This is a genomic window from Embleya scabrispora DSM 41855 (assembly GCF_000372745.1).
Lineage (GTDB): Bacteria > Actinomycetota > Actinomycetes > Streptomycetales > Streptomycetaceae > Embleya > Embleya scabrispora.
In genome coordinates this window covers 1-21,065 of sequence record NZ_KB889684.1, presented here as the reverse complement: position 1 = coordinate 21,065, position 21,065 = coordinate 1, and the positions used below count along the sequence as shown (strand labels likewise).

The following is a 21,065-nucleotide window of genomic DNA, read 5'->3' as shown; positions in this document are numbered from 1 at the left end:
ACGCCACTCGGCAGGCCGGCGACCCGTCCCGGCCACGCCCGACGATCCGTCTCGACCAGGACCGAACCCGACCGTGGTCGGCCCCGCCCGGATTCGGGCCCGACCACACCCGCATCCGCACCGGGGCCCGGACTCGGCCCCGACCACACCCCGGTCGAGCCCTACCTCCCGAACACCCGCTCCCCACCCACGAACGTCTCCGACACCCGCGTCGCGCCAATCTCGCTCTCCGGCGCTGCGAACGGGTCGCGGTCGAGCACCACGAGGTCCGCGTGCTTGCCCACCACGATGCTGCCCGTGGCGTCCAGGTGGTTCACGTACGCGCTGCCCGCCGTGTACGCCGCGAGCGCGGTGTGCAGGTCGAGCCGCTGTTCCGGGAAGAAGGCCGGCGAGTCCGACCCGTGGATCCGCCGGTTCACCGCCACGTGGATGCCCTGGATCGGGTCCGGGCTGGACACCGGCCAGTCACTGCCCGCGACCAACGTCGCACCGCTGCGCGCCAGCGCGCCGAACGGGTACTGCCACGCGGCCCGCTCCGCGCCCAGGAACGGGATGGTCAACGTGTCCATCTGCGGCTCGTGCGCGGCCCACAGCGGCTGCATGTTCGCACTCGCCCCGAGTTCGCGGAACCGGGTGATGTCGGCCGGGTGCACCACTTGGAGGTGGGCCAGGTGCGGCCGGGTGTCCTTCCACCCGTTCGCCGCGCGCATCGCGGCCACCGCGTCCAGCGCCTCCCGGACCGCGCGGTCGCCCAGTGCGTGGAAGTGCACCTGGAAGTCGTCCGCGTCCAGGGCCGTGACGTATCGCCGCAGCGCCTCCGGCTCGATGAAGCTGATCCCGCTGTTGTCGGAGGCGCATCCGCACGACGTCAGATACGGGCTGAGCATCGCGGCGGTGAAGTTCTCCGCGACGCCGTCCTGCATGATCTTGACGGTCGTACAGGACAACCGTCCGCGCGTGCCCGCGGCGCGACGCGCGCGCAGTTCGTCGATCTGCTCGATCCCCCGGTCGCGCTGCCACCACAGCGAGCCGACCACGCGCGCGGTCAGCAGCCCGCGGTCCATCGCCGTCAGGTACGCGGCGCTCGCGTCGCTGATGTTCGCGTGCGCGCCGAGCAGCGCGTCCTGCCAGGCGGTGATGCCCAGCGAGTGCAGCAACCGCTGTGCCCGGAGCAGGCCGGCCACCTGGTCCTCGGCGGTGAGCGGCGGCAGCAGCCGGCCGATCAGGTCGGCCGCGCCCTCCTGGAGCACGCCCGTCGGTTCACCGTCCGGGTCGCGCTCGATCCGGCCGTCGGCCGGATCCGGGGTGTCCCGGGTGATGCCCGCCAGCCGCAGCGCCACGCCGTTGGCCCACGCGCCGTGGTGGTCCCGGTTGGGCAGGTACACCGGCCGGTCCGAGACCAGGTCGTCGAGCATCGACCGGTGCGGCAGGCCGCCCGGGAACGCCTCCATCGACCAGCCGCCGCCGGTGATCCATTCGAGGTCCGGGTTGGCGTCGGCGTAGGCCCGCACCACCTGCCGGTATTCGGCGAGCGTCTCGTACTCGGACAGGTCGCACTGACCCATTTCGACGCCGCCGCCCACCGGGTGCACGTGCGCGTCCTGGAAGCCGGGAATCAGCAGCCTGCCCGCGAGATCGACGACCTCGGTGCGATCGCCGATCAGCTCGCGCACCTCGTCGTGCCCGACCGCGACGATCCGCCCGTCGCGCACGGCCACGGAGCTCGCCCGGCTGCGCGCCGCGTCGACGGTGTACACCGGGCCGCCGGTGAAGACGACGTCGGCGACGCCCGAAGCGAAGGCAGGGGCCGCGAAGGCAGGGGCCGCAAAGGAAGCGGCGGAAGCGGTCTGCTCGGTCGTGCTCATGCGATTCCCTTGGAGTTGAACGCGTCGAAATCGGCGGCGTCGTTGTAGCGGTCCATCGGCAGCTCGATCGAGTCGCCGTCGGTGCCCCGGCCGGTCTCGAAGTAGGCCGACTTGCGTACGTACTTGGCGTACGCGGCGAAGCCCAGCCCGCTGAGGATCACCACCACCGGCACGGAGAACATGAACCAGCCGTTGTCGGGGCTGAGTTCGAAGCTGTCGCTCATGGTCAGGTAGTCGTAGGAGAGGTAGGCCCCGACACCCAGCAGCGCCAGCCCGCTCAGCCCGGGGATGACCACGGCGCGCACGCCCTCACGCCGGTCGGTGCGCAGCGTCGGCCAGAAGCGGACCGCGCAGGCGATGGCGGTCAGGCCGTAGTAGAAGGCGACGATCAGGCCGATCGAGTTGACCGCGGCCAGGATCATGTCGTTGAGCTTGGGGATGCCGATGGCCAGGACGGCGGTGCCGGCGGCGATCGCCATGATCAACATCGTGCCGATCGCGGGCGATCCGAAGGTCGGGTGGATCCGGGTCCACACCTTGCCGAGCGTCTGGTCGCGGCCCATCGCCAGCATGCCACGCGCGGTGGGAATGACGCCGGACTGCAGGGAGGCGATCGCGGAGAAGATCAGCGCGAGCAGCGGCAGGCTCGCCCACGGGTCGGCGGCGAGGTGCGCGCCCAGGAAGGTCAGGCCCTGCGGCCCGTTCTCGGCCAGTTCCGGGGCGGTCATCACGCGCTGGAAGGCGATCGCACCGAGCAGGAACATGCCGAGCATCACGAACAGCGCGATCAATCCGCCGCGCGCGGAGTCCTCGGGGTTCTTGGTCTCCTCGGTGACGCTGAACGCCGCGTCCCAGCCCCAGAAGAAGAACACCGCGAGCACCAGGCCCTGGGCGAAGTCCGAGGCCGAGTCGATCTCGAACGGGTTGAACCAGGAGAACGAGAACGGCTGCTCGCCGGAGGCGATCGCCCAGACGCAGAAGATCAGCAGCACCGAGTACTCGAAGACGAGCAGGAAGGTCTGCAACCGGGTCGCCTGGTGCACGCCGGTGATCGCGAGCACGGTGACCACGACCAGGACGACCAGACCCAGGACGGTGCTGAGCTTGGTCGAGTTCGGGTCCAGGGCCAGCCCGGCGAACTCGTGCCAGCCGGCCTTGTTGGCGAACTGGAGCAGCACCGAGCCGGTGATCGCGCTGGTGTACGCGAGGAAGATGATCGATCCGGCGAGCGCGACCCAACCGGTGAGGAACCCGGAGTACGGGCCGATCGACTTGCCGACCCAGACGTAGCCGCTGCCGCAGTTCGGCTCGACCCGGTTGAGTCGGGCGTACGCGCCGGCGATGCCGAGCATGGGCAGGAAGGCGATCAGGATGATGGCCGGCGTGGCCAACCCGACGGTGGCGGCCAGGCTGCCCATGCCGACGCCGATGCTGGTGGTGGCCGCCGTGCTGGACGCGGCGACCGCGATGCCGTCGACGACACCGAGCGACTTGCGCAGCGCGGGCGGTTGATCGTCCCGGGGCAGGTTCGTGGACATCGGCGCTCCAAGGGAGGCTAAAGCTGACAGGGGGTGGACGCCGATGAAACAGCCTGCGTCAGAATTACGTCAATGGTGTTGACATAAGATGCACGCGAGGGCGGTGACGCGCAGGACGGTGGCATTCGGACCGAGACACCGGGAACCGGGCTCGGCGCACGCCGAACCGGTCGCGGAGAAACGAGTGGAACGCATGGAGCATGTGGACCGGGGGGATCAAGCGGACCGGGCGGATCGGGTCGTGGGTGAACGTCGCCGTCGCCGGCCGACCAAGTCGGGGACGGTTTTGTCCGATGATGTCATTGTTGATTGTGCGGTACGCCTGATCGGACACCAAGGCGCGGAGGCGCTGACCGTACGCAAGCTCGGCGCCGCGCTCGGGTGCGACCCCACCGCCATCTATCGGTATTTCCGCAGCACCGACGACCTGCTGCTCGCGATCGCCGACTTCCTGATCGGCGAGACCCTGGTGGGCTACCGGCCGGGCCCCGACTGGGTGGCGTCGCTGCGCGAGCTGGGCCTGCGGGTGCGCGACGGCTATCTGCGCCACCCGCGCGTGGCCGCGATCGCGGCGGCCCGGGTGACCCGGCGGCACAACGAGTTCCGGGCCGTGGAGATGGGGGTCTCCCTGCTGCTCTCGGCGGGCTTCTCCCCCGCCGACGCGGTTCGCTACTACCGCGCGTTCATCGACACCGTCCTGGCGCACGCGGCCCTGGAGGCGTCCTACACCGCACTCGCACCCGAGGTGCGGGCGGCCGACGACCGATCCTGGGAGGAGACGTACAACACGCTGCCCAAGGCGGACTACCCGGCGATCGGCACGGTTCGCAGGCACCTGGCCGAGGAGATGGCGGGCAGTCCGTTCGAGGATGTGCTCGACCTGGTGCTGGAATCGCTCGCTCGGCGGGTGTGAACGCGGTCGGGCGGGGCGGTATAGCCGATCACGATCGGTGTCGTGACGAACATTTGACACTGCGTCAACAGTGCAGGTGGGTACATGCGTCGTAGGGGGTGCCGCAGACTCGATAAGGTGGCGCGTGTTTCCAGACCTCACCCACTCCCACGGGGGATCCGTGCTGATCGACAAGTTCATGCATGGCGTCGTGGCGCCCACCGCGAAGGCGATCTATCGCCCGCACACCGAGGGCCGCGAGAACGTACCGATGACCGGCCCGGTCATCATCGCCAGCAACCACCTGTCGTTCGTTGACAGCGTCGCGATCCCCGTGGTCATGCCGCGCAAGGTGTCGTTCCTCGCCAAGGCCGAATATTTCGACGGCCCCGGGCTCAAGGGCCGGGTCGGCAAGGCGTTCTTCTCCGGAATCGGTGCCGTCCCGGTGCCCCGAGGCACGCACAGCGCGGCGAAGGCCGCCCTGGAGACCGCGCTCTCGGTGCTCGAACGCGGCGACGCGTTCGGGATCTACCCCGAGGGCACCCGCTCTCGCGACGGCCGGCTGTACCGAGGCAGGACCGGCGTCGCGTGGCTCGCGCTCGCCGCGCGTTGCCCGGTGGTGCCGGTCGGGATCATCGGCACGGACCAGGTCCAGCCGATCGGCTCGAACATCCCGAAGTTGTCGCCGCGCGCGCTCATCCGCTTCGGCGAACCGCTCGATTTCTCGCACCACTACGAGCGCAAGGACGTGGCCCGGGCCCGGCGCGAGATCACCGACGAGATCATGGAAGCGATCCAGAAGTTGTCGGGTCAGGACTACGCGGGCGTGTACAACGAGACACCGGCGGAGGTCTGAGCCCGAGTGCTTCGGACCTGCGGGTGCGCCTCAGCGCACCCGCCCGTCCCACCGCCACGCGCCGGCCGGGATCCGCGGCCGGCCCGGCAGGTCGCCCCGGCCCGTGCGCCACAGCAGCACGTCGGCCGGGGCGTCGCCCGCAACCGCGGGCGCGTCGGGGAACAGTCGGGCGAGCGCCGGGGCGGCGAGTTCGTCCGGCGGCGACCAGGCGAGGCCGAGGGCCCGGGTGACGTCGTACGTGTGCAGGAGGAGTTCGGCCACGCCCATCGCGGCGAATCCGGTCCGATCCGCATGGCCCCACGGATGCCACGCGCGGACCTCGGGCGGTGTCTCGCGCACGGTCGCCGCGAGCAGCGTCCCGGCGCGGCCCGTCCGAACATGCGTCGATGGGCGCCGGCGGATCGAGCGAGGCGAAGAGCGTGATGTAGCGATCGGTCGGCCGCGCGATCAGCAGACCCGCGTAGCCGACCAGGCCCAGCACGATGTGGTCGAGCAGTTGCCGACAGGACCGCTCGTCGTCGGCCTCGCGGGCCCAGGCGGCCTCGTCGGTTCCGGCGCGTTCACTTGCGGAGCCCCTCGATCAGCCGGGCGTAGCCGTCCGAGCCGTGCCCGGCTGCGATCGCCCGCCTGGTGTACCCGCGGTACAGCTCCGCGAGCGTGGTGTCGATATCGCGCGCCCGGCTCGCGTGGACCAGGTGATCCATCGTCGCGAGGTGCACGTCCAGTGTGGCGTCGTCGCCGGGGTAGGCGCCCGCGTCGACCTGCCTGGCGTACTCGCCGATGAAGCCGGCCACGGCGTGCGTCAACCAGCGGTTGGCGACCGGCGTGAAGTCGGCCGCGCTCACCCCGTCGGCGCCGACCACGGCGGAACCGTGCAGCCAGCCGGTCAGCGCCGCCCACATCACCCCGGAAGGTCACCGTCGACGACAGCGTGCTCTACGTCGACGACGGCACCGTACTCACCAGCGCCGGCATGACCGCGGGCCTCGACCTGTGCCTGCACATCGTGCGCACCGACCTGGGCGCCCACATCGCCAACCAGCTCGCCCGCCGGATGGTGGTCCAGGCCCATCGACCCGGCGGCCAGGCCCAGTTCGTGGACCTGTCCGTCCCCACCGCCGACGACGAGGGCCTGGCCCCGGTCCTGCACTGGGCCGGCGCCCACCTCGACCGTCCGCTCACCGTCGAGGACCTGGCCCGCCGGGCACGGATGAGTCCGCGCACCTTCTTTCGCCGTCTCCAGGCCGCCACCGGCACCACTCCGCTCCAATGGCTGCTCACCCAGCGCCTGGCCCGGGCCCAATCGCTTTTGGAGACCACCGACCTCCCCGTCGAGCAGATCGGTGAACGCAGCGGTCTGGGCACCGCCGCCAACCTCCGCCGCCACTTCGCCGGCCGCCTGGGCATCTCCCCCGCCGACTACCGCCGCGCCTTCACCTCACCCGCGGCCGACCGAACCCGAGCCGACAGGGGAGTGGACCGGCGACGTGTGGAGTGACAGGGTGGAGTGGTCAGCCATTCCTCCATGTCTATTGCGGAAGGTGGCGAAATGCCATGGCTGAACATGCACACGCCGCATTGATTCGTCGGGGCTACGAGGCGTTCTCGCGCGGCGATATGGACACCCTGCGCGCGATGATGACGACCGACTGTGCGCACCACGTCCCCGGCGACCACGCGCTGTCGGGCGACTTCAAGGGCGCGGACGCGGTCCTCGGCTACTACGTACAGCTCGCCACCGAGACGAACGGCACCTTCCGGGTCGAGTTGCAACACCTCTTCGTCGACGGTCGTGGCCACGTGATGTCGGTACATCGAGCCACCGGCGAGCGAGCGGGCAAGACGCTCGACCAGGTGGGCGGCATCGTGTTCCGCGTCGTCGGCGAGAAGATCACCGACCTCGACGAGTGCGTCGAGGACATGGCGGCGGCGGAGGACTTCTGGGCCTGAACCGACCGGTCGCGGGTCCGGCGCCCACTCATCCGATGCGGAACGTACCCCCGGGCGGAGCCGGCGACGGGGTTGCGGTCTCGTCCGTCACCGGCGCGACATCCCGCGAGAACACCCGGGCCTCGATCCCGGAGAGCACCCGGGCAGGCGTGTCGTCGCCGGCCGTACGCCGGGCCAACTGCGACACCGGCAGCGTGATCGTGGACGCCACGACGACGAGGTTGCCGAAGCGCCTGCCACGCAACACGCCCGGCTCGGCCATCAACGCCACCTCCGGGAACACCGCCCGCAGGGTGGCCACTTGGGCCCGCGAGAAGTCGAGGTCCCCGCCATCGGCGATATTGGCCGCGTACACCCCGCCGGGCCGCAACACCCGAGCCGCCTCGGCGGCGAACTCGCGCGACGTCAGGTGAGCGGGCACCTGCGCTCCCCCGAATACGTCGGCGATCACCAGATCGGCCGAGTCGTCGGACCGCGCCGTCAGCTCGGCACGGGCGTCGCCCGTGTGTATGGCCATGCTCTCGCCCTCCGGCAACGGCAGATGCTCCAGCACCAACGCCACCAGTTCGCCGTCGAGTTCGGCGACGGTCTGCGCCGAGCCGGGCCGGGTGGCCGCGATGTAGCGGGGCAACGTCAGGCCACCGCCGCCCAGATGCAGCGCGGCAATCGGCGCACCCTGTTCGGCCACGAGGTCGACGACGTGGCCGAGGCGCCGCGTGTACTCGAATTCCAGGTGCTCGGGCCGGTCGAGATCCACGTACGACTGCGGCGAATCGTTGAGCGTGAGCAGCCACGCGTGGGGCCGGTCGATGTCGGGCATCAGCAACGCCGCACCGAGATCCGTCGCCCGCCCCACCGGAATCGACTCGGTCGGTTCTTGCTGGTCGTCGTACATGCATCGATTGTCTCCCAGCCGCGCCCCCTCCCCGCCCCGGCATCGATTGCCTTGGCATGATCGACCCGGGCAGCGGCAACAGGCACCGCAGCGCCGCAGCACCGCAGCACCGAACAGGCTTCACGAAACGGAACCCACCCAGGAGGCGGCCATGCAGTTCACCAAGCTCGGCCACGCGTGCGTACGTCTGACCACGGATCGGGGCACCATCGTGATCGACCCCGGTGCCTTCAGCGAACCCGACGCGATGGTCGGGGCCGACGCCGTACTGATCACCCACGAGCACTTCGACCACGTGGTCCCCGACACGCTTCGGGCCGCCGCCGCGGCCAATCCGGACCTGGAGATCTGGACCAATCCCGCCGTCGCCGCGCAGTTCCCCGACCTGGCCGGCCGAATCCACGCGGTGACACACGGCGACACATTCGAGATCGGCGGCGCGCAGGGCGTGGCGGTGCACGTACACGGCGAGAAGCACGCCGTGATCCACCCCGACATCGCCGTCATCGACAACGTCGGCTTCCTGATCGACGGCCGCGTCTTCCACCCCGGCGACGCGTTCACCCTCCCCGGGGAAGCGGTGCCCACGCTGCTGGTGCCGGCGGGCGCCCCCTGGCTCAAACTCGGCGACGCCGCCGACTACGTCCGCGCGGTCGCCCCGGCACAGGCGTTCCTGATCCACGACGGCGTGTACAACGACACCGGCCTCGCCCTCGCCGAGCGCATCCTCGGTCAACTCGCCGGCTCCGACACCCGTCCCGTCCGACGCCTGGCCCCGGGTGAGAGCACCTCGCTCCCCGGCACCTGACACCGCACGCGCACCGCACGCCCCGAGCCCCTCAGCGGGTGGTGAGCGCCGCCGCCGCAGCCGCGTACATGGTCGACTTGATCACGCCCAGGGTGGTGCGATCCTTGCCCGCCAGCGGCCGTATCCGGGCCGTGGCCGCCTCGACCAGGCCCGCCTCGTCGGCGACGTCGTCGACCAACCCGACCTCCTGCGCCCGGACGCCGCCGAAGCGCTGTCCGGTGGTCATCGAGGCGACGGCGGCGGCCGGGGTCAGCTTGGCCTGGACGAGCGCGGCCATGCCGGGCGAGAAGGGGATCCGGATGTCGACCTCGGGGAAGCAGAAGTAGCCGCGGTCGGCCCGCATGATCCGGAAGTCGTGGGCGATCGCGAACATCGCGCCGGCCCCGAACGCGTGGCCGTTCACCGCGGCGATGGTCGGGACCGGCAGCGTGAGCATTCGGGCCAGCAGGTCCTCGACGTCGGCGACGTAGGGCACCATTTGGTCGCCGTGCTCGGCCAACCAGTCCAGGTCGAGGCCGTTGGAGTAGAACTTGCCCTCTCCCGTGGTGACCAGGACGGCCGGCTCGGGGTGCGCGACGACCGTGTCGAGCAGGGCGTGCACGCTCTTCAGCCAATCCGGCGCGAATCGGTTCTCGTCGTCGCCGAGGTCCAGGACGAAGACGGTGTCCTCGTGGCGGAGTTCGGGCATGGTCATTCCTTTCCGGAAGCCGCCGTGCGCCCGGCATGCGGGGGCGGCAGCGGGAGGGCGAGCACCGCGCGGACCGCGGCCGCCAAACGTTCTCGGCTGTCGGCGCCGACCCGGGGCCGACCATCGACGGCCGGCCCGGTCAGTTCCCGGCGGAACACGGCCGTCGGCAGATCGACCACACACAGCGTCACCACCTCGACACTCGGCCCGTCCGCCCGGCCCCACATTCCCCGCGCCAGCCGGGTGAGCAGTGCCAACACCCGCTTGTCCAGGGCGAACAGCGCCTCGGCCGACTCCTGCGGCACCTCGGGACCGAGCAACTGCTCGCGACGCACGCCCATGAGCAACCGAGCCGCCTCGGGTCGTCGATCCGCGAACACCGCGGGCGCGCTCGCCGCGGCCACCACCGCCCGAACACCGCTCTCGGGCCCGTCCGACCACACCGCGTCGACGAGTTCCGTCTGCAGGTCCAGGAAGTCGCCCGCCGCGCGCGACCACACCCGTCCGAGCATCACCGGCAGCGACCCGAACGCGTGATAGATCGCCCCATTGGACACCCCCGAGGCAACCGCCAACGACCGCACGGTGAACCGCTCCGGCCCACCATCGGCCACCAGCCGCTCGGCCACGTCCAGCAGCCGATCAAGATCGTGAACCCGAGGACGCGGCATGCCGAGACCATAACAGAGCAGTCGCTCCATAACATCCCCCGACTGCCGCACATGTCACCGCCGACCGCTCCCGCCTACAAAAGCCGGCCTGGTCGGCGGGCCGTCCCGGGACAGACTGGCAGCCGTGGCGGAAGCCCAACAGATCGCCCGCCGGCTCGCCTACGACGCCGATCGGCACGAGTTGTCCCATCGACCGACCACTCGGGCCGTCCGGACGGCGCGCCTGGCCGGTGATCGCTCCGCCGAACACTTCGCCCTGTCCCAACTCGCGATGCAGGCCATCCCCCTGTTCGAACAAGCCGCCGCGGGCCGCATCCCCGGCAGCCGCACCGCGCACAACGACCATGCCTACCTGCTGCACGCCCTCGTCCGAACCCGTGCTTGGCGCGACGCCGGCGATCTCCTGGAATCGCACATCCTCCCGGCCCGATCCACGATCGCCTTCGGCCGCATCACGCGGCTCCTGGCCGACACGGCGGACCCGCCGACACTCCGTCCCGCCGCACCCGCGGGCCACGGCCCGGCCCACGACCCGACCGCGCTCCTCCGGGGCACCCGCGTACCGGCCACCACCGCGAACCGCGATCGCCCCCGGCATCGGTAACCCGGGGGTTAACCACGGTTCCGAGATCGGCCGTTGTTCGAGGCGAGCGCGCACGACAGTCTTGAGACATCGAAGAACGGGACGGCAAAACGCGGAAACCGCAGGCCGAACCCCACCGACAACCTTCATTCTCAAGGGAGTTCACCATGGCCGCCATCGACCGCACCCTCCTCGCCGGCACCGACGCGATCAGCACCACCCGCGACACCGTCGGTCGCTGGCTCACCGCCGGCGCCGTGGCCAACACCCTCATGGCCGGCACCTACGTCGCCTTCTCCACCGTCGTCATGCCGCTGCTCGGCACCAAGGACGACGCCGACTTCGTGCACTCGATGCAGCAGATCAACACCGGCATCGAGAACCCGCTCTTCTTCACCGTCTTCACCGCAGCCCTCGCCGCACCGGCCATCGCCGCCTGGAAACTGCGCAAGCACACGACCGCCGCCACCGTCCTGCGCTGGACCCTGGCCGCCCTCGCCCTGTACACCACCACCGTGCTGACCACCTCCGGCATCAACGTCCCGCTCAACCAGGCACTCGCCCACGCCGGCAGCGTCGACCCGGGCAAGTCCCGCGCCGACTTCGAGAGCACCTGGAACATCTGGAACGGCATCCGCGCCGCACTCTCCACCGCCGCCGCCGTCGCCATGCTCAAGGCCCTGCGCCTGCACCGCCGCAACCGCGTCTGACCTCCCGCCGACCCGTCCCGGACCGATCGCCGCCCGCGAGGGCCCATCACGCTCGGACCTGGCCGGGCCCGCTCAGGCGAAGCGGATCTCGTGGTCGTGTGGGGTGCTGAAGGCCGGCAGGCGGGTGGCTTCGGCGGTCAGGGCCGCCTCGGTTTCCTTGGAGATCGGGCGGAAGGGTTGCACGTCCAGGACAAGGGGCGGGCCGGACGGGCGGACGGCGGCGGGAGAGCCCGCCGAGACCGGTTTGCCGCCTCGGGTGAGCCGCCACATGCCCGCAACCATGCCGTCCACCAAAAAGGTTGCCCGAATGATGCCGTTGACGGTGAAGAGGCGTTTGCGGTCCTCCTCGGAGATGATCCGGGCGCGATCGGCGTGGGAGAGGAGGATGTTGTCGAACTCCGGGAGGAACCGAACCGGAGCCGGGGCGTCCTCGGGTGGCAGCGGAGCGTCGGGGATGTCGTAGAGTTCGCGGCCGGCCTCGTCCCGGTAGACGGCCAGGCTCGGACGGAGCCGATCGACCGCCGCGCGCAACCCGCTCAGGCCGGACCAGGCCTGCATGTCGGCGATCGTGGCCGGGCCGAAGGCCGCCAGGTAGCGCAACAGCATGGCGTCCGGGGCGGTTTCGGCCGCCAGTGACCGGCCCAACCAGTGTTCGGCGGTGGTACAGGCGGATTGACCGCTGCGGCCCCACAACGCCCGCGGCGGGACCTGGACCAGGGGCGCCTGGCTGCGCAGCGCGTGCGCGAGGGCCTTAGGGTCCTCGTCCGGGAAACGTTCCGCGAGCGCAACCCCGAGCGCCTTGGCGGTCAGCGGTTGCTCGGCCATCAACTCCCGCCCTGCGATTACGAGTTCGGCTACATCGACGTTCGATTCACCGAGTCCGTGCAGGGCATTGCGGTACAGGTCCACGTCGTAGATCGACTGCACGACGGGCCGGAGCGTGAGGCAGTCCGCGGCGGTCACCAGGTGCACCGTGCCGCGCATCAGGCCCAGGCGCACGACGCGGCGGTCGGTCAGCAGGTCGGCCAGTTCGGTCGGCCTGAAGTCGGCCAGGCGGGTCCACAGGCCGATGTACGGCGGGTGCGGGGCCTGCGCCTGCATGCCGACCAGGTGTGTGATCGCCGCCTCCGCCGATATCGGGTGCCGCCGGGTCAACAACTGACGTTCGAGCAGCGCGCGATTGAGTCGACGGGTGCTGAGAGTGGTGATCTCCATGCACGAAGACTAGAAGCGAATGCGGACGGAAACCTGCCTCATTCGACGCCACGCTGATCACATGGACACGCTGGAGAGTACGACCCGCCTGCTTCGTCTGCTGTCCCTCCTCCGATCCCGACCCGAGCAACGGTCCGACCCCGAGCAACAGTCGCGATCGAAGCGCCGCGACCGCGCCGACCGGCCCCTCCCACCCGATGCGCCGGGGTGGACCGGTCCCCGACTCGCCGCGCACCTGGGCGTCAGCCCCCGAACCGTCCGGCGCGACGTGCAACGACTGCGCGCCGCGGGTTACCCGGTCCGCGGGTCGTCCGGCGGCTATCGGCTCGACGCGGGCGGTCCGTCGCCGCCGCCCCTCTTGGACGACGACGAGGCGGTCGCGATCGTGACGGGCCTGCGCACCGCGGTCGGCGGTACGGTCGCCGGGATCGAGCCGACCTCGGCCCGGGCGCTGGCCAAGCTCGAACAGGCGCTGCCCGCCCGGGTGCGCCACCGGGTCGACGCACTCGACGCGGTCACCGTGTCGCTGCCGGTGTGCGGCGAGACGGTGGCCCCCGCCGACCTGGCCGCGATCGCGGCGGCGTGCCGCTCCGCCCGAACGCTCCGCTTCGACTACCGCACCCACGACGGCCGCGAGGCCGTCCGCACGGCCGAGCCGCACCGAATCGCCTGCACGGGACGCCGCTGGTACCTGCTGGCCTGGGACCTCGACCGGACCGACTGGCGTACGTATCGCGTGGACCGGATCCGGCTGCGTCCGCCGACCGGCCCGCGCTTCGCGCCGCGTCCGCTGCCGGACCGGGACATCGCGGCGTACATCCGCGCCGGCATCTCCACGCACGCCTTCGCACATCACGCGACCGTGCTCCTGCATGCCTCGCCGGAACTCGCCGCGGCCCGGATCGGTGCGACCGACGGCGTCCTGGAGGCGATCGACACGCGGACGTGCCGGTTGACCACCGGGGCGTCCTCGATCGACGCGCTGGCGATCCGTCTCGCCTTCCTCGATCTCGACTTCACCGTCGAAAGCCCACCCGAACTCCTGCACCGGGTCGCCCGATTGGCCGGGCGCTGGAGTCGAGCGGCAGGTTGAGAGCGGCTCATCGGGGCCCACGACGGCCGAGCCGCCCCGGGCGTCCCGCAGCCCTCAAGCGGGCGGACCCACCCACCCGCCGGCCCGACGTGTCCCGGCCGGTCGATCTTTATTGACCGCCCGTTCTCGAATGCCTTAGAGTCATGCCGTGGCCAGGACCAAGGAATTCGATCCCGACGCCGCCTTGCAGTCCGCTCTCGAACTCTTCTGGGAGCGCGGCTACGAGGCGACCTCGATGGCGGACCTCGTGGCTCGCCTCGGCATCGCCCGAGCGAGCATCTACGCGACGTTCGGCAACAAGCACGACCTCTACCTCGCGGCACTCGACCGCTACCGGGAGAGCCGCAACCCGGAGTTGTTCGAGGAGTTGTCCCAGCCGGGCCCGGTATTGCCGGCCGTTCGGGCACTGGTCGAGCGGTTCGCCCGCGAGGCGGCCGAGGAGCCGAGTCGGCTGCTCGGCTGCTTCCTGACCAACACCGCCGCCGAACTCGCCGCGCACGACGCGGGTGCCGCGCGGATCGTCGAGTACGGCTGGAGTCAGATGGAGACCAATCTGACCGTCGCACTCACCCGGGCCAGGGCGCAGGGCGAACTGGGTCCGGATCGGGACCCCCAGGTGCTGGCCCGCTTCCTGTTGGTTTTGCTGCAGGGGATGCGCGTGGTCGGCAAGGCCGGCCCGGACTCCGTCCGACTGCGGGACGCGACCCGGCAGGCACTCGTACTGCTCACCTGAACCACGCACCCGAACCACGCACCGGGCACCACGCGCCGATCGGCAGCCGACCCCGATTCCGCATCCGCATCCGCATCCGCATCCGCATCCGGCCACGCGACCACCGTAAGCATGCCCTCATTCCAGAACGATCGATCTATTAAAGGCGACCGGGGGTACCTACATGACTGGCAGTGGCACGAGCACGACATCGCGCCTCGATCCCCAAAGCGCCACGAACACATCCACGACCTCCGCCCCCTCTCCCACCCCGGCCCCGCACGCCACCGTCGCCTTCGCCGTACTCGGCACCGTGCAGGCCACGCTGATCTTCACCATCACCGCCATCGGCGTGCCCTTGCCCGACATCGGCCGGGAGTTCGGCCTGGATTCGGCCGACCTGGTGCTGCTCAGTGCCGCGTACGGGCTGCCGTTCAGCGGGCTGTTGTTGTTCGGCGGTCGGCTTGCGGATCGGTACGGCGGACGCCCGATGTTCGGGGTGGGCCTGCTCGTGTTCGGCCTCGCGTCGACGATCGCCGCGTTCGCGCCAGGCTTCGCCGTGCTGATCGCGGTTCGCTTCGGGCAGGGCCTGGGAGCCGCGTTGACCGCGCCGGCCGCGATGGCGGTGCTGCGCGCGGTGTACCCCGAACCGGGCGCGTACCGGCGGGCGATGGCGACCTGGGGTGGCCTGTCCGTACTGGGCGCCGCGTTCGGCAATCTCGCCTCGGGCGTGCTCACGACCTGGGTGTCCTGGCGCTGGATGTTCGCCATACCGGTCACCGTGGCCGTGGTGGCCCTACTCCTGACACCGCGTCTCCTGCCGAACGGGAAGTCGACGTACGCCGGGCCCACCGCCCACCCGTCGGCCGAGCCGGGCGGCCGTCCCGGTCTCGATCCGCTCGGCGCGATCCTGGCCACGGTCGGCATCACCCTGGCGGGCTACGGCCTGACCGTCACCGGCGACCACGCCTGGACGTCGGCGGCGGTACTCGCCCCACTCGGCGTCGGCGCGATGCTGCTCGCCGCGTTCGCGGCCGTCGAACGGCGGGTGGCCGACCCGCTCCTCCCGCCGGGCTTCGTCCGCGACCCGCGCCGGATCCTGGGACTGGTCGGAGTACTGCTCGCGGCCACCGGCACCGGCCTGGTCAGCTTCCTGATCTCGCTCCACCTCCAACAGGACCGCGCCTGGTCACCACTCGCGACCGCCGGCGCGTTCGTACCGTTCACCCTCGCGCTGATCGCGGCCGGTCGAGCGGCCGGGCCATTGATCGGCCGATACGGTCCGGGCCGAATCACCGTGGCGGGCTTGCTGATCGGCGGCGCGGGCCTGCTCCTGCTCACTCGCCTGGACGAGGGCGCCCGGTACGCCCCCGACCTCCTCCCGGGCCTGATCCTGCTGCCCGTCGGCGCCGCCCTGATCTTCGCCGGCACCGCCGTCCTGACCACCCGGGACGTCCCCGCCCACCGAGCGGGCCTGGCCGGCGGCGTGCTGAACACCGCAATGGAACTCGGGCCCACCGTCGGCCTGGCCGCGCTGATGTCGGTGGCCGCGACTCGCGCCGACGCGATCGCCGGCTACGCCTGGGCCTTCGGCACGGCCGGGGCGGTCTTCCTCCTGGCCGCCGTGGTGGCGTCCCCCCTGGTCCGCGACCGGGACGGCGACCAAGAACACGGCTCGGCCCGCGAACCGGAAAGCCCCCGAACCAACTGACCGACAGACCAACCCACCAACCCACCGACCGACCAACCAACCAATCAAGACCCGGGAGAACCACCATGTCCGCACGTTTCACCGCCAAGACCGTCCTCGTCACCGGCGCCGGCACGGGGGCCGGTCGGGAGATCGCACTCGCCTTCGCGCGCGAGGGCGCCGCCGTCGTGGTCGCGGGCCGCAGTGCCGCGCCGCTGGCGGAGACCGTGCGGTTGATCGAGGCCGAGGGCGGACGCGGCGCGGCCGTCACCGCCGACGTCACCGACTCGCCGAGCCTGGCAGCCCTCGTCGCCCGCACGGTCGAGTTGTTCGGCGGCCTCGACGTCGCCGTCAACAACGCGGGCGTGATCCAGGGTGTGGGCCCGCTCGCCGACCTCGACGAAAGGGATTTCCGGACCACCCTCGATGTCAACGTAACCGGCACGTGGCTCTCGATGAAGCACGAGATCGGCTACATGCGGGCCAACGGCGGCGGGGCCATCGTGAACATCGCGTCCAACCTCGGCGCCCACGCCCGACTCGCCAACCTCGGCGCGTACGTCACCTCCAAGGCCGCCGTGAGCGCCCTCACCCGCGGCGCAGCACTCGACCACATCGGCGAGGGCGTGCGGATCAACGCGGTCAGCCCCGGCCCGCTGGCCACCACGATGTCGCTGCGTCCCGGCGAGAGCGAGGCCGATCGCGCGGACCGGATGAGGGGCGAGAACCCGTCCGGCCGGGTCGGCACACTGGCCGAACTCGCGTCTGCCGTCCTGTACTTGGCCTCCGACGAGGCCGGCTTCGCGGTCGGCACGGACCTCGTCCTCGACGGCGGGGCCAGCGCCTGACGGCAGTACGAATTCCCAGCCCCGGCTCGGCCGCCGTCACCCGACGCGGCCGGGCCACCTCGGCATTCCGCTCGACGTGCCGAACCACCTTGGTCCGACCGGCCGTTTGACTATTCCCGGTCGAGCACCTCGACCAGTGCCGCGGCGAACTCGTCCGGCCGCAACACGTAGCCCACGTGATCGGTCGGGAACTCCACGACCGGGAGGTCGAGGCGCTCGGCAAGCAGTGCCGTGGTGCGGTGAAGCAGCGTCTGCGCACCCTCGTTCGAGACCACCGGCACCAGCGGGGCGCGCCGCAGCGCGGTGAAGTCCGGTTCGAAGCGGGCGAACGACGAGAGTTCCCAGGACAGATTGAAATGCACGTTGGCCTGCACCCGTTCGATCAACTCCCGCACCGGAGCCGGCAGGTCCGGTGTCGGTTCCGGCGGGCCGGCCAGCCCGAACAGCGCGCTGAGTTCGCCCATCGCGGCCTGCACGCCGTCGGTCCGGTACAGCTCGCAGACGTTGTCGAACCTCTCGTGCCACTGCTTCGGCTCGGGCAACAGCCCCAACACGAAAGGCTCGTGGGCGATCAGCAAGTCGACCTGTTCGGGATGTCGAGCGAGCAGGTCGAGACCGATCGTGGCACCGGAGCTGGTCCCGAAGACGGCGGCGGGTTCGGAAGTGAGGGCGCGGAGCAACCGATGCGCGTCGTCGGCGTGCTCGTCGATGCGCTGTTCGCCGGGCGGACCGGTGAGCCGGCTACGGGAGTTGCCACGTCGGTCGTACGCGACCACGGTGTGGCGATCGGCCAGGCGATCGCCCAGCGCCGAGAACAGCCCGGTGTCCCCGTTGCTGCCGTTGATCAATAACAGGACCGGTCCGGAGCCGCGAACCTCGTAGTAGAGGTCGGCTCCGGGTACCGCCAGCGTGCCGGATTCCATGGGACCTGCCTTCTGTGCGGGAACCGCTGCATCCCAACGCTACGGACGCGAGCAACGCCCCGTCCGGCGAACCCGGTTTCCCACCCCGGCGGCCCGGGCGCTCGCCCCGAGCGCACTCGCGGACCGGGCCCACCGACTGGCCGAGGTGCGCTCGACGCCGACGACTCTCGTTCGCACCGTCGTCGACGTTCGGCACCACGGGCGGCGATCGACTCACCCACGTGAGGGACACGGGCTCCTGCTCCTCGACGCCGCCGGCCGCTCCGCCGTCGAGTGGGCGCCGGTCGTCCGGTTCACCATGTGGGCGGCCGTCACCGCGTCCGCGGGTGTCCAGAGCAGCACCGTGGTCTCGGGCGCCTCCGCCGGCAGCAGCAAGGACATCGTGAAGCGCAGTGCAACGCCCCCCGTCGCGTACCCCTCGGCCGCCCGGTCCGCCCCGGCCGGCGCCGCGACCGGCCCCGTCGCGGTCTCGCGAATCCGCACCGTCCGAGCCGCGAACACGCCCACCGCACGGCATCGCCACCATGCCGACAAGTCCGGGCGCTCGACCAGTAGTTGTGTCGCGACGGTGCGCCCGCGCGCGTCGTCGGGGCGGGTGCGCAGGTGCCGGACCAGGTCGAGGGCGATCGCCTCCCGCTCGGGGAATCCCGCCTCGTGGGCAGGGTCGGTCAGCAGCATGAGCAGCAGGTTGCGACGCGCGATCGGCACGGCCGCCGGATCGGGCCGAACCGCCCGCCAGGCGTCGTTCCAGGCCAGTACGTCCAGGGCTCGGTCGAGCACGAGCGCCGGACTGGTCGGCCGGCTCTCGACCATCGCCCGCAGGGCGTCGGCCGGCGCCGGGCCCGAGTCGGCCGGCACGTGGAAGCCGGCGAGTTCGAGGACGTGCCGGCGTGCGTCGGCGTCCAGGCGCAAAGCCCGGGCCACCGATTCGAGCACCTGGCGCGAGGTGTCCACCCGGCCCTGTTCCAGCCACGTGTACCAGGCCACCCCGACCCCCGACAGGGCGGCGACCTCCTCGCGGCGCAGGCCCGGTGTGCGCCGGCGCGGCGATCGGGGCAGTCCGACGTCCTCGGGCGCGAGCAGTTCGCGGTGCGCGCGCTGGAAGCCGCCCAACCCACGCCGGCGATCCTGCTCGTCCTCGGTGGCCATCGACCCAGCCTATGACCGCTGCTCACCGTATGAACCGGAGCCTGGCCCGGCCCGGGCGACGTCGCGAGGGTGGTGGCCGTACCCATCGACACCGGCCGCCCGATCGGCCGACGCACCGACAAGGAACCCGAAACCATGACCGGCGAGCCCACCCCCACAACCCCCGCGACCATCAGGTCCGCCGTCGGGTCCGCCATCGACGCAGTCGATCCCACCGCCGACATCGTGTGGCGTCGCAACAACGACTCGTCCATGCTCACCGCGCCGCGCGCGTTCCTGCGGGTCTTCGTCGAGCCCGGTGGCCTGGAGGCCGCGACCGGGTTCTACGAGGACCTCCAAGGCGTCGAGCGCGACATGTGGTTCACCTTCCGCGAATTCGGCATCGCGCTGTCGGCCGTGGGCGGCTTCCTGCTGATCGAGGGCGCCGCAGACACGGTGGAGCGGTTCCGGTCCACCACCGGCACCCTGCTCGTCCCCGAACTGGCGCCCTACCTCGAACGCCTGACGGCGGCCGGCGCCGAGATCCTCGAACCGCTGCGGCGTGTGCCCACCGGTTCGGGGGTGACCGCTCGGCATGCCGACGGCACGATCGTCGAGTACGTCGAGCACCGCCCGACGCCCGAGGGCCGCTGATTCCCGCGCAGGTACCGGTTACCGAATGCCGGCCCTGGTGTCCCCGAGCACCCGTTCGCACTCGGCCCAGGCGGCGGCGCTGAGCAGCGGACGGAACCCGGCCAGCATGGCCCGAAGCTCCCCGCCCCACTGCGCCCGAAGCTCCGGGACGACGCGGACGATGTCGAGTTCGTTGGCCGCGGTGAGCTCGGCGAAGTCGCGTCGCTCGGCCTCGCTCGGCCGGTAGGTGCGGCCGGTGAACCGGTCCCGGAACGGGCCGTCGACCAGCGTGCCGTGGCTGGCGGCCCGGTCGCAGCTGCCGTAGAAGTACACGATGCGCTCGGCGCCCACGCCGATCCGGCCGGCGAGTTCGGCGCGCCGGTCCAGCGGGAGCAGTGCGGTCGCGAAGCCGTCCGTGCCGTAGAAGGCGTGACACAGGCCGGCGGTGCGCAGTTCGGGGCGTGCGCCCCAGGTGCCGAGCAGGGCCTCGACCCGGCTCAGGTGGGCCAGCAGGGTTCCGCCGGGATGCTCGATGCGGTCCCCGCCGAGCATCCGGATGTAGTCGACGATCATGTGCCACCCCTTGCCACGTAATGGGTCGGCGCCGACTGTCCGGTGGCCGCCCGATGACTTCGGGCTCACGATAGCGCTGACGAACCGTCAGATCCCAGGGCCTCGGGCATACATGTTGCGGGGTGCCCGGGCTCTGCTCGGCGTTCACAATGCGGTGGACGACGTGCGGGTGCCGGGCACGGCATCGGGAACGACATGCCGGAAACGAACCTGCGGGGAATGACGCCGCGGCCATCCGCTTTGTGGATAACGTCGAGGCCGGCTGCGAACGAGTACGGAGATCAGCGTGGGACCGGATCAGTTCTGTCTGGTGTTGTTGCGGCGCATGGGCGATTACCAACCCGATCTGGTCGCCGACGCCATCCGCGAGTTGGAATTCACCCGCACCCGGATGCGCGAGGTCAACGCGCAGTGGCAGCGCATGGTGCGCAGCCGCTCGGTCGGTGGCCCCGGCCGCGCGTACCGGGCCGCGCTCGGCGAGCCGTCCGGCCGGGCCGAGCGCAGGATCGGGGATCTCACCGCCGATGCGCAGTGGTGGGTGTTGCCGCTGTGGCCGGAGTTGCGCTTCGAGATCCTCACCGGCCCCGACGGGCGGGTCTGGCAGGAGTGGCTCGTACGAGCCGATCCCGCCACGACGCCGCCGGTCGAGAGCGTGGCCGGGCTGCAGCCGTGGCGGTTCGTGATCGGCGACATCGAACACGCGTACCCGGACCTGCGACACGTCGAGGGTTCCGCCCCCAGCCGCTGGGCGAGCCTGATCACCGAAGGCGAAAGCACATACCGGGCGGATTTCG

The 21,065-nt window shown here is 71.1% G+C and carries 23 protein-coding genes and 1 pseudogene; 13 read left to right on the top strand and 11 right to left on the bottom strand.

The window, feature by feature from the left end; all coding sequences use genetic code 11:
- Positions 1–161: 161 nt before the first annotated feature.
- Positions 162–1,865 carry an amidohydrolase gene (locus tag A3IC_RS0131090; protein WP_020553992.1) on the bottom strand — a complete coding sequence of 568 codons (1,704 nt, stop codon included), beginning with the start codon at positions 1,863–1,865 and terminating at the stop codon, positions 162–164.
- Positions 1,862–3,403, bottom strand: coding sequence for an APC family permease (locus A3IC_RS0131085; protein WP_020553991.1), 1,542 nt, complete (start codon positions 3,401–3,403; stop codon positions 1,862–1,864). Before A3IC_RS0131085 ends, A3IC_RS0131090 begins: the two co-directional genes overlap by 4 nt.
- 286 nt (positions 3,404–3,689) lie before the next feature.
- On the opposite strand from A3IC_RS0131085, the gene A3IC_RS0131080 reads away from it, so the two are divergent.
- Both A3IC_RS0131080 and A3IC_RS0131075 read left to right on the top strand, forming a co-directional pair.
- A complete protein-coding gene (locus A3IC_RS0131080) occupies positions 3,690–4,316 on the top strand; it encodes a TetR/AcrR family transcriptional regulator (protein WP_321184071.1) in 627 nt (208 codons plus the stop codon).
- A 160-nt stretch (positions 4,317–4,476) separates the two neighbouring features.
- The gene (locus A3IC_RS0131075) at positions 4,477–5,151 is read left to right on the top strand and encodes a lysophospholipid acyltransferase family protein (protein ID WP_245599713.1); all 675 of its coding nucleotides are present in this window, start codon (positions 4,477–4,479) and stop codon (positions 5,149–5,151) included.
- Positions 5,152–5,181: 30 nt separating this feature from the next.
- Here A3IC_RS0131075 and A3IC_RS73110 read toward each other — a convergent pair whose 3' ends face one another.
- Positions 5,182–5,490: a hypothetical protein gene (locus tag A3IC_RS73110; RefSeq protein ID WP_020553988.1), complete on the bottom strand. Its 309-nt coding sequence runs from the start codon at positions 5,488–5,490 to the stop codon at positions 5,182–5,184.
- Between the two features lie 221 nt (positions 5,491–5,711).
- Positions 5,712–6,053: an imine reductase family protein gene (locus A3IC_RS57465; protein ID WP_020553987.1), complete on the bottom strand. Its 342-nt coding sequence runs from the start codon at positions 6,051–6,053 to the stop codon at positions 5,712–5,714.
- A gap of 8 nt (positions 6,054–6,061) precedes the next feature.
- On the opposite strand from A3IC_RS57465, the pseudogene A3IC_RS0131060 reads away from it, so the two are divergent.
- A pseudogene (locus A3IC_RS0131060) lies at positions 6,062–6,649 on the top strand (GlxA family transcriptional regulator); the annotation flags it as partial.
- A 56-nt stretch (positions 6,650–6,705) separates the two neighbouring features.
- On the top strand, positions 6,706–7,101 hold the full coding sequence (locus A3IC_RS0131055) for a nuclear transport factor 2 family protein (RefSeq protein WP_026218952.1): 396 nt from the start codon (positions 6,706–6,708) through the stop codon (positions 7,099–7,101).
- A 28-nt stretch (positions 7,102–7,129) separates the two neighbouring features.
- On the opposite strand, the gene A3IC_RS0131050 is transcribed toward A3IC_RS0131055, so the two are convergent.
- A complete protein-coding gene (locus A3IC_RS0131050; protein ID WP_020553984.1) occupies positions 7,130–7,996 on the bottom strand; it encodes a spermidine synthase in 867 nt (288 codons plus the stop codon).
- A 151-nt stretch (positions 7,997–8,147) separates the two neighbouring features.
- On the opposite strand from A3IC_RS0131050, the gene A3IC_RS0131045 reads away from it, so the two are divergent.
- On the top strand, positions 8,148–8,804 hold the full coding sequence (locus A3IC_RS0131045) for an MBL fold metallo-hydrolase (protein ID WP_020553983.1): 657 nt from the start codon (positions 8,148–8,150) through the stop codon (positions 8,802–8,804).
- Positions 8,805–8,835: 31 nt separating this feature from the next.
- Here the strand turns inward: A3IC_RS0131045 and A3IC_RS0131040 are convergent, their stop codons facing one another.
- Positions 8,836–9,492 (bottom strand): enoyl-CoA hydratase-related protein, encoded by a 657-nt coding sequence (locus A3IC_RS0131040; protein ID WP_026218951.1) that lies wholly within the window; start codon positions 9,490–9,492, stop codon positions 8,836–8,838.
- Positions 9,493–9,494: 2 nt separating this feature from the next.
- Complete coding sequence (locus A3IC_RS0131035; RefSeq protein WP_040877432.1) at positions 9,495–10,163, bottom strand: TetR/AcrR family transcriptional regulator; 669 nt, start codon at positions 10,161–10,163, stop codon at positions 9,495–9,497.
- Positions 10,164–10,287: 124 nt separating this feature from the next.
- On the opposite strand from A3IC_RS0131035, the gene A3IC_RS0131030 reads away from it, so the two are divergent.
- Positions 10,288–10,767 (top strand): hypothetical protein, encoded by a 480-nt coding sequence (locus tag A3IC_RS0131030; protein ID WP_020553980.1) that lies wholly within the window; start codon positions 10,288–10,290, stop codon positions 10,765–10,767.
- 146 nt (positions 10,768–10,913) lie between these two features.
- On the top strand, positions 10,914–11,456 hold the full coding sequence (locus A3IC_RS57460) for an anthrone oxygenase family protein (RefSeq protein WP_020553979.1): 543 nt from the start codon (positions 10,914–10,916) through the stop codon (positions 11,454–11,456).
- A 72-nt stretch (positions 11,457–11,528) separates the two neighbouring features.
- On the opposite strand, the gene A3IC_RS0131020 is transcribed toward A3IC_RS57460, so the two are convergent.
- On the bottom strand, positions 11,529–12,671 hold the full coding sequence (locus A3IC_RS0131020; RefSeq protein ID WP_020553978.1) for a winged helix DNA-binding domain-containing protein: 1,143 nt from the start codon (positions 12,669–12,671) through the stop codon (positions 11,529–11,531).
- Positions 12,672–12,732: 61 nt separating this feature from the next.
- Between A3IC_RS0131020 and A3IC_RS0131015 the strand changes: the two genes are divergently transcribed.
- From A3IC_RS0131015 to A3IC_RS0131000, 4 genes are all read left to right on the top strand, one after another.
- Complete coding sequence (locus A3IC_RS0131015; protein WP_020553977.1) at positions 12,733–13,764, top strand: helix-turn-helix transcriptional regulator; 1,032 nt, start codon at positions 12,733–12,735, stop codon at positions 13,762–13,764.
- 148 nt (positions 13,765–13,912) lie between these two features.
- Positions 13,913–14,497 (top strand): TetR/AcrR family transcriptional regulator, encoded by a 585-nt coding sequence (locus A3IC_RS0131010; RefSeq protein ID WP_020553976.1) that lies wholly within the window; start codon positions 13,913–13,915, stop codon positions 14,495–14,497.
- A 163-nt stretch (positions 14,498–14,660) separates the two neighbouring features.
- Positions 14,661–16,187: an MFS transporter gene (locus tag A3IC_RS0131005; RefSeq protein ID WP_020553975.1), complete on the top strand. Its 1,527-nt coding sequence runs from the start codon at positions 14,661–14,663 to the stop codon at positions 16,185–16,187.
- Between the two features lie 65 nt (positions 16,188–16,252).
- The gene (locus A3IC_RS0131000; protein WP_020553974.1) at positions 16,253–17,014 is read left to right on the top strand and encodes an SDR family NAD(P)-dependent oxidoreductase; all 762 of its coding nucleotides are present in this window, start codon (positions 16,253–16,255) and stop codon (positions 17,012–17,014) included.
- Positions 17,015–17,124: 110 nt separating this feature from the next.
- On the opposite strand, the gene A3IC_RS0130995 is transcribed toward A3IC_RS0131000, so the two are convergent.
- Positions 17,125–17,937: an alpha/beta fold hydrolase gene (locus tag A3IC_RS0130995; protein ID WP_020553973.1), complete on the bottom strand. Its 813-nt coding sequence runs from the start codon at positions 17,935–17,937 to the stop codon at positions 17,125–17,127.
- Positions 17,938–18,150: 213 nt separating this feature from the next.
- Entirely contained in the window at positions 18,151–19,086 is a 936-nt protein-coding gene (locus A3IC_RS57455; protein ID WP_020553972.1) for a helix-turn-helix domain-containing protein, read from the bottom strand.
- A gap of 135 nt (positions 19,087–19,221) precedes the next feature.
- Here A3IC_RS57455 and A3IC_RS0130985 point away from each other — a divergent pair, with 135 nt between their 5' ends.
- Entirely contained in the window at positions 19,222–19,719 is a 498-nt protein-coding gene (locus A3IC_RS0130985) for a VOC family protein (protein ID WP_245599705.1), read from the top strand.
- A gap of 18 nt (positions 19,720–19,737) precedes the next feature.
- Here the strand turns inward: A3IC_RS0130985 and A3IC_RS0130980 are convergent, their stop codons facing one another.
- Complete coding sequence (locus tag A3IC_RS0130980; protein ID WP_020553970.1) at positions 19,738–20,271, bottom strand: DUF6817 domain-containing protein; 534 nt, start codon at positions 20,269–20,271, stop codon at positions 19,738–19,740.
- Between the two features lie 286 nt (positions 20,272–20,557).
- Between A3IC_RS0130980 and A3IC_RS0130975 the strand changes: the two genes are divergently transcribed.
- Positions 20,558–21,065, top strand: a 508-nt coding sequence (locus A3IC_RS0130975; protein ID WP_020553969.1) for a hypothetical protein, incomplete at its 3' end; no start/stop codon positions are given.

Bases quoted from the DNA above. Each gene is read 5' to 3' on its own strand.
- A3IC_RS0131090 (WP_020553992.1), bottom strand. From the start codon at position 1,865: ATGAGCACGACCGAGCAGACCGCTTCCGCCGCTTCCTTTGCGGCCCCT.
- A3IC_RS0131085 (WP_020553991.1), bottom strand. From the start codon at position 3,403: ATGTCCACGAACCTGCCCCGGGACGATCAACCGCCCGCGCTGCGCAAG.
- A3IC_RS57465 (WP_020553987.1), bottom strand. From the start codon at position 6,053: ATGTGGGCGGCGCTGACCGGCTGGCTGCACGGTTCCGCCGTGGTCGGC.
- A3IC_RS0131055 (WP_026218952.1), top strand. From the start codon at position 6,706: ATGGCTGAACATGCACACGCCGCATTGATTCGTCGGGGCTACGAGGCG.
- A3IC_RS0131050 (WP_020553984.1), bottom strand. From the start codon at position 7,996: ATGTACGACGACCAGCAAGAACCGACCGAGTCGATTCCGGTGGGGCGG.
- A3IC_RS0131045 (WP_020553983.1), top strand. From the start codon at position 8,148: ATGCAGTTCACCAAGCTCGGCCACGCGTGCGTACGTCTGACCACGGAT.
- A3IC_RS0131040 (WP_026218951.1), bottom strand. From the start codon at position 9,492: ATGCCCGAACTCCGCCACGAGGACACCGTCTTCGTCCTGGACCTCGGC.
- A3IC_RS0131035 (WP_040877432.1), bottom strand. From the start codon at position 10,163: ATGCCGCGTCCTCGGGTTCACGATCTTGATCGGCTGCTGGACGTGGCC.
- A3IC_RS57460 (WP_020553979.1), top strand. From the start codon at position 10,914: ATGGCCGCCATCGACCGCACCCTCCTCGCCGGCACCGACGCGATCAGC.
- A3IC_RS0131020 (WP_020553978.1), bottom strand. From the start codon at position 12,671: ATGGAGATCACCACTCTCAGCACCCGTCGACTCAATCGCGCGCTGCTC.
- A3IC_RS0131015 (WP_020553977.1), top strand. From the start codon at position 12,733: ATGGACACGCTGGAGAGTACGACCCGCCTGCTTCGTCTGCTGTCCCTC.
- A3IC_RS0131005 (WP_020553975.1), top strand. From the start codon at position 14,661: ATGACTGGCAGTGGCACGAGCACGACATCGCGCCTCGATCCCCAAAGC.
- A3IC_RS0131000 (WP_020553974.1), top strand. From the start codon at position 16,253: ATGTCCGCACGTTTCACCGCCAAGACCGTCCTCGTCACCGGCGCCGGC.
- A3IC_RS0130995 (WP_020553973.1), bottom strand. From the start codon at position 17,937: ATGGAATCCGGCACGCTGGCGGTACCCGGAGCCGACCTCTACTACGAG.
- A3IC_RS57455 (WP_020553972.1), bottom strand. From the start codon at position 19,086: ATGGCCACCGAGGACGAGCAGGATCGCCGGCGTGGGTTGGGCGGCTTC.
- A3IC_RS0130985 (WP_245599705.1), top strand. From the start codon at position 19,222: ATGACCGGCGAGCCCACCCCCACAACCCCCGCGACCATCAGGTCCGCC.
- A3IC_RS0130980 (WP_020553970.1), bottom strand. From the start codon at position 20,271: ATGATCGTCGACTACATCCGGATGCTCGGCGGGGACCGCATCGAGCAT.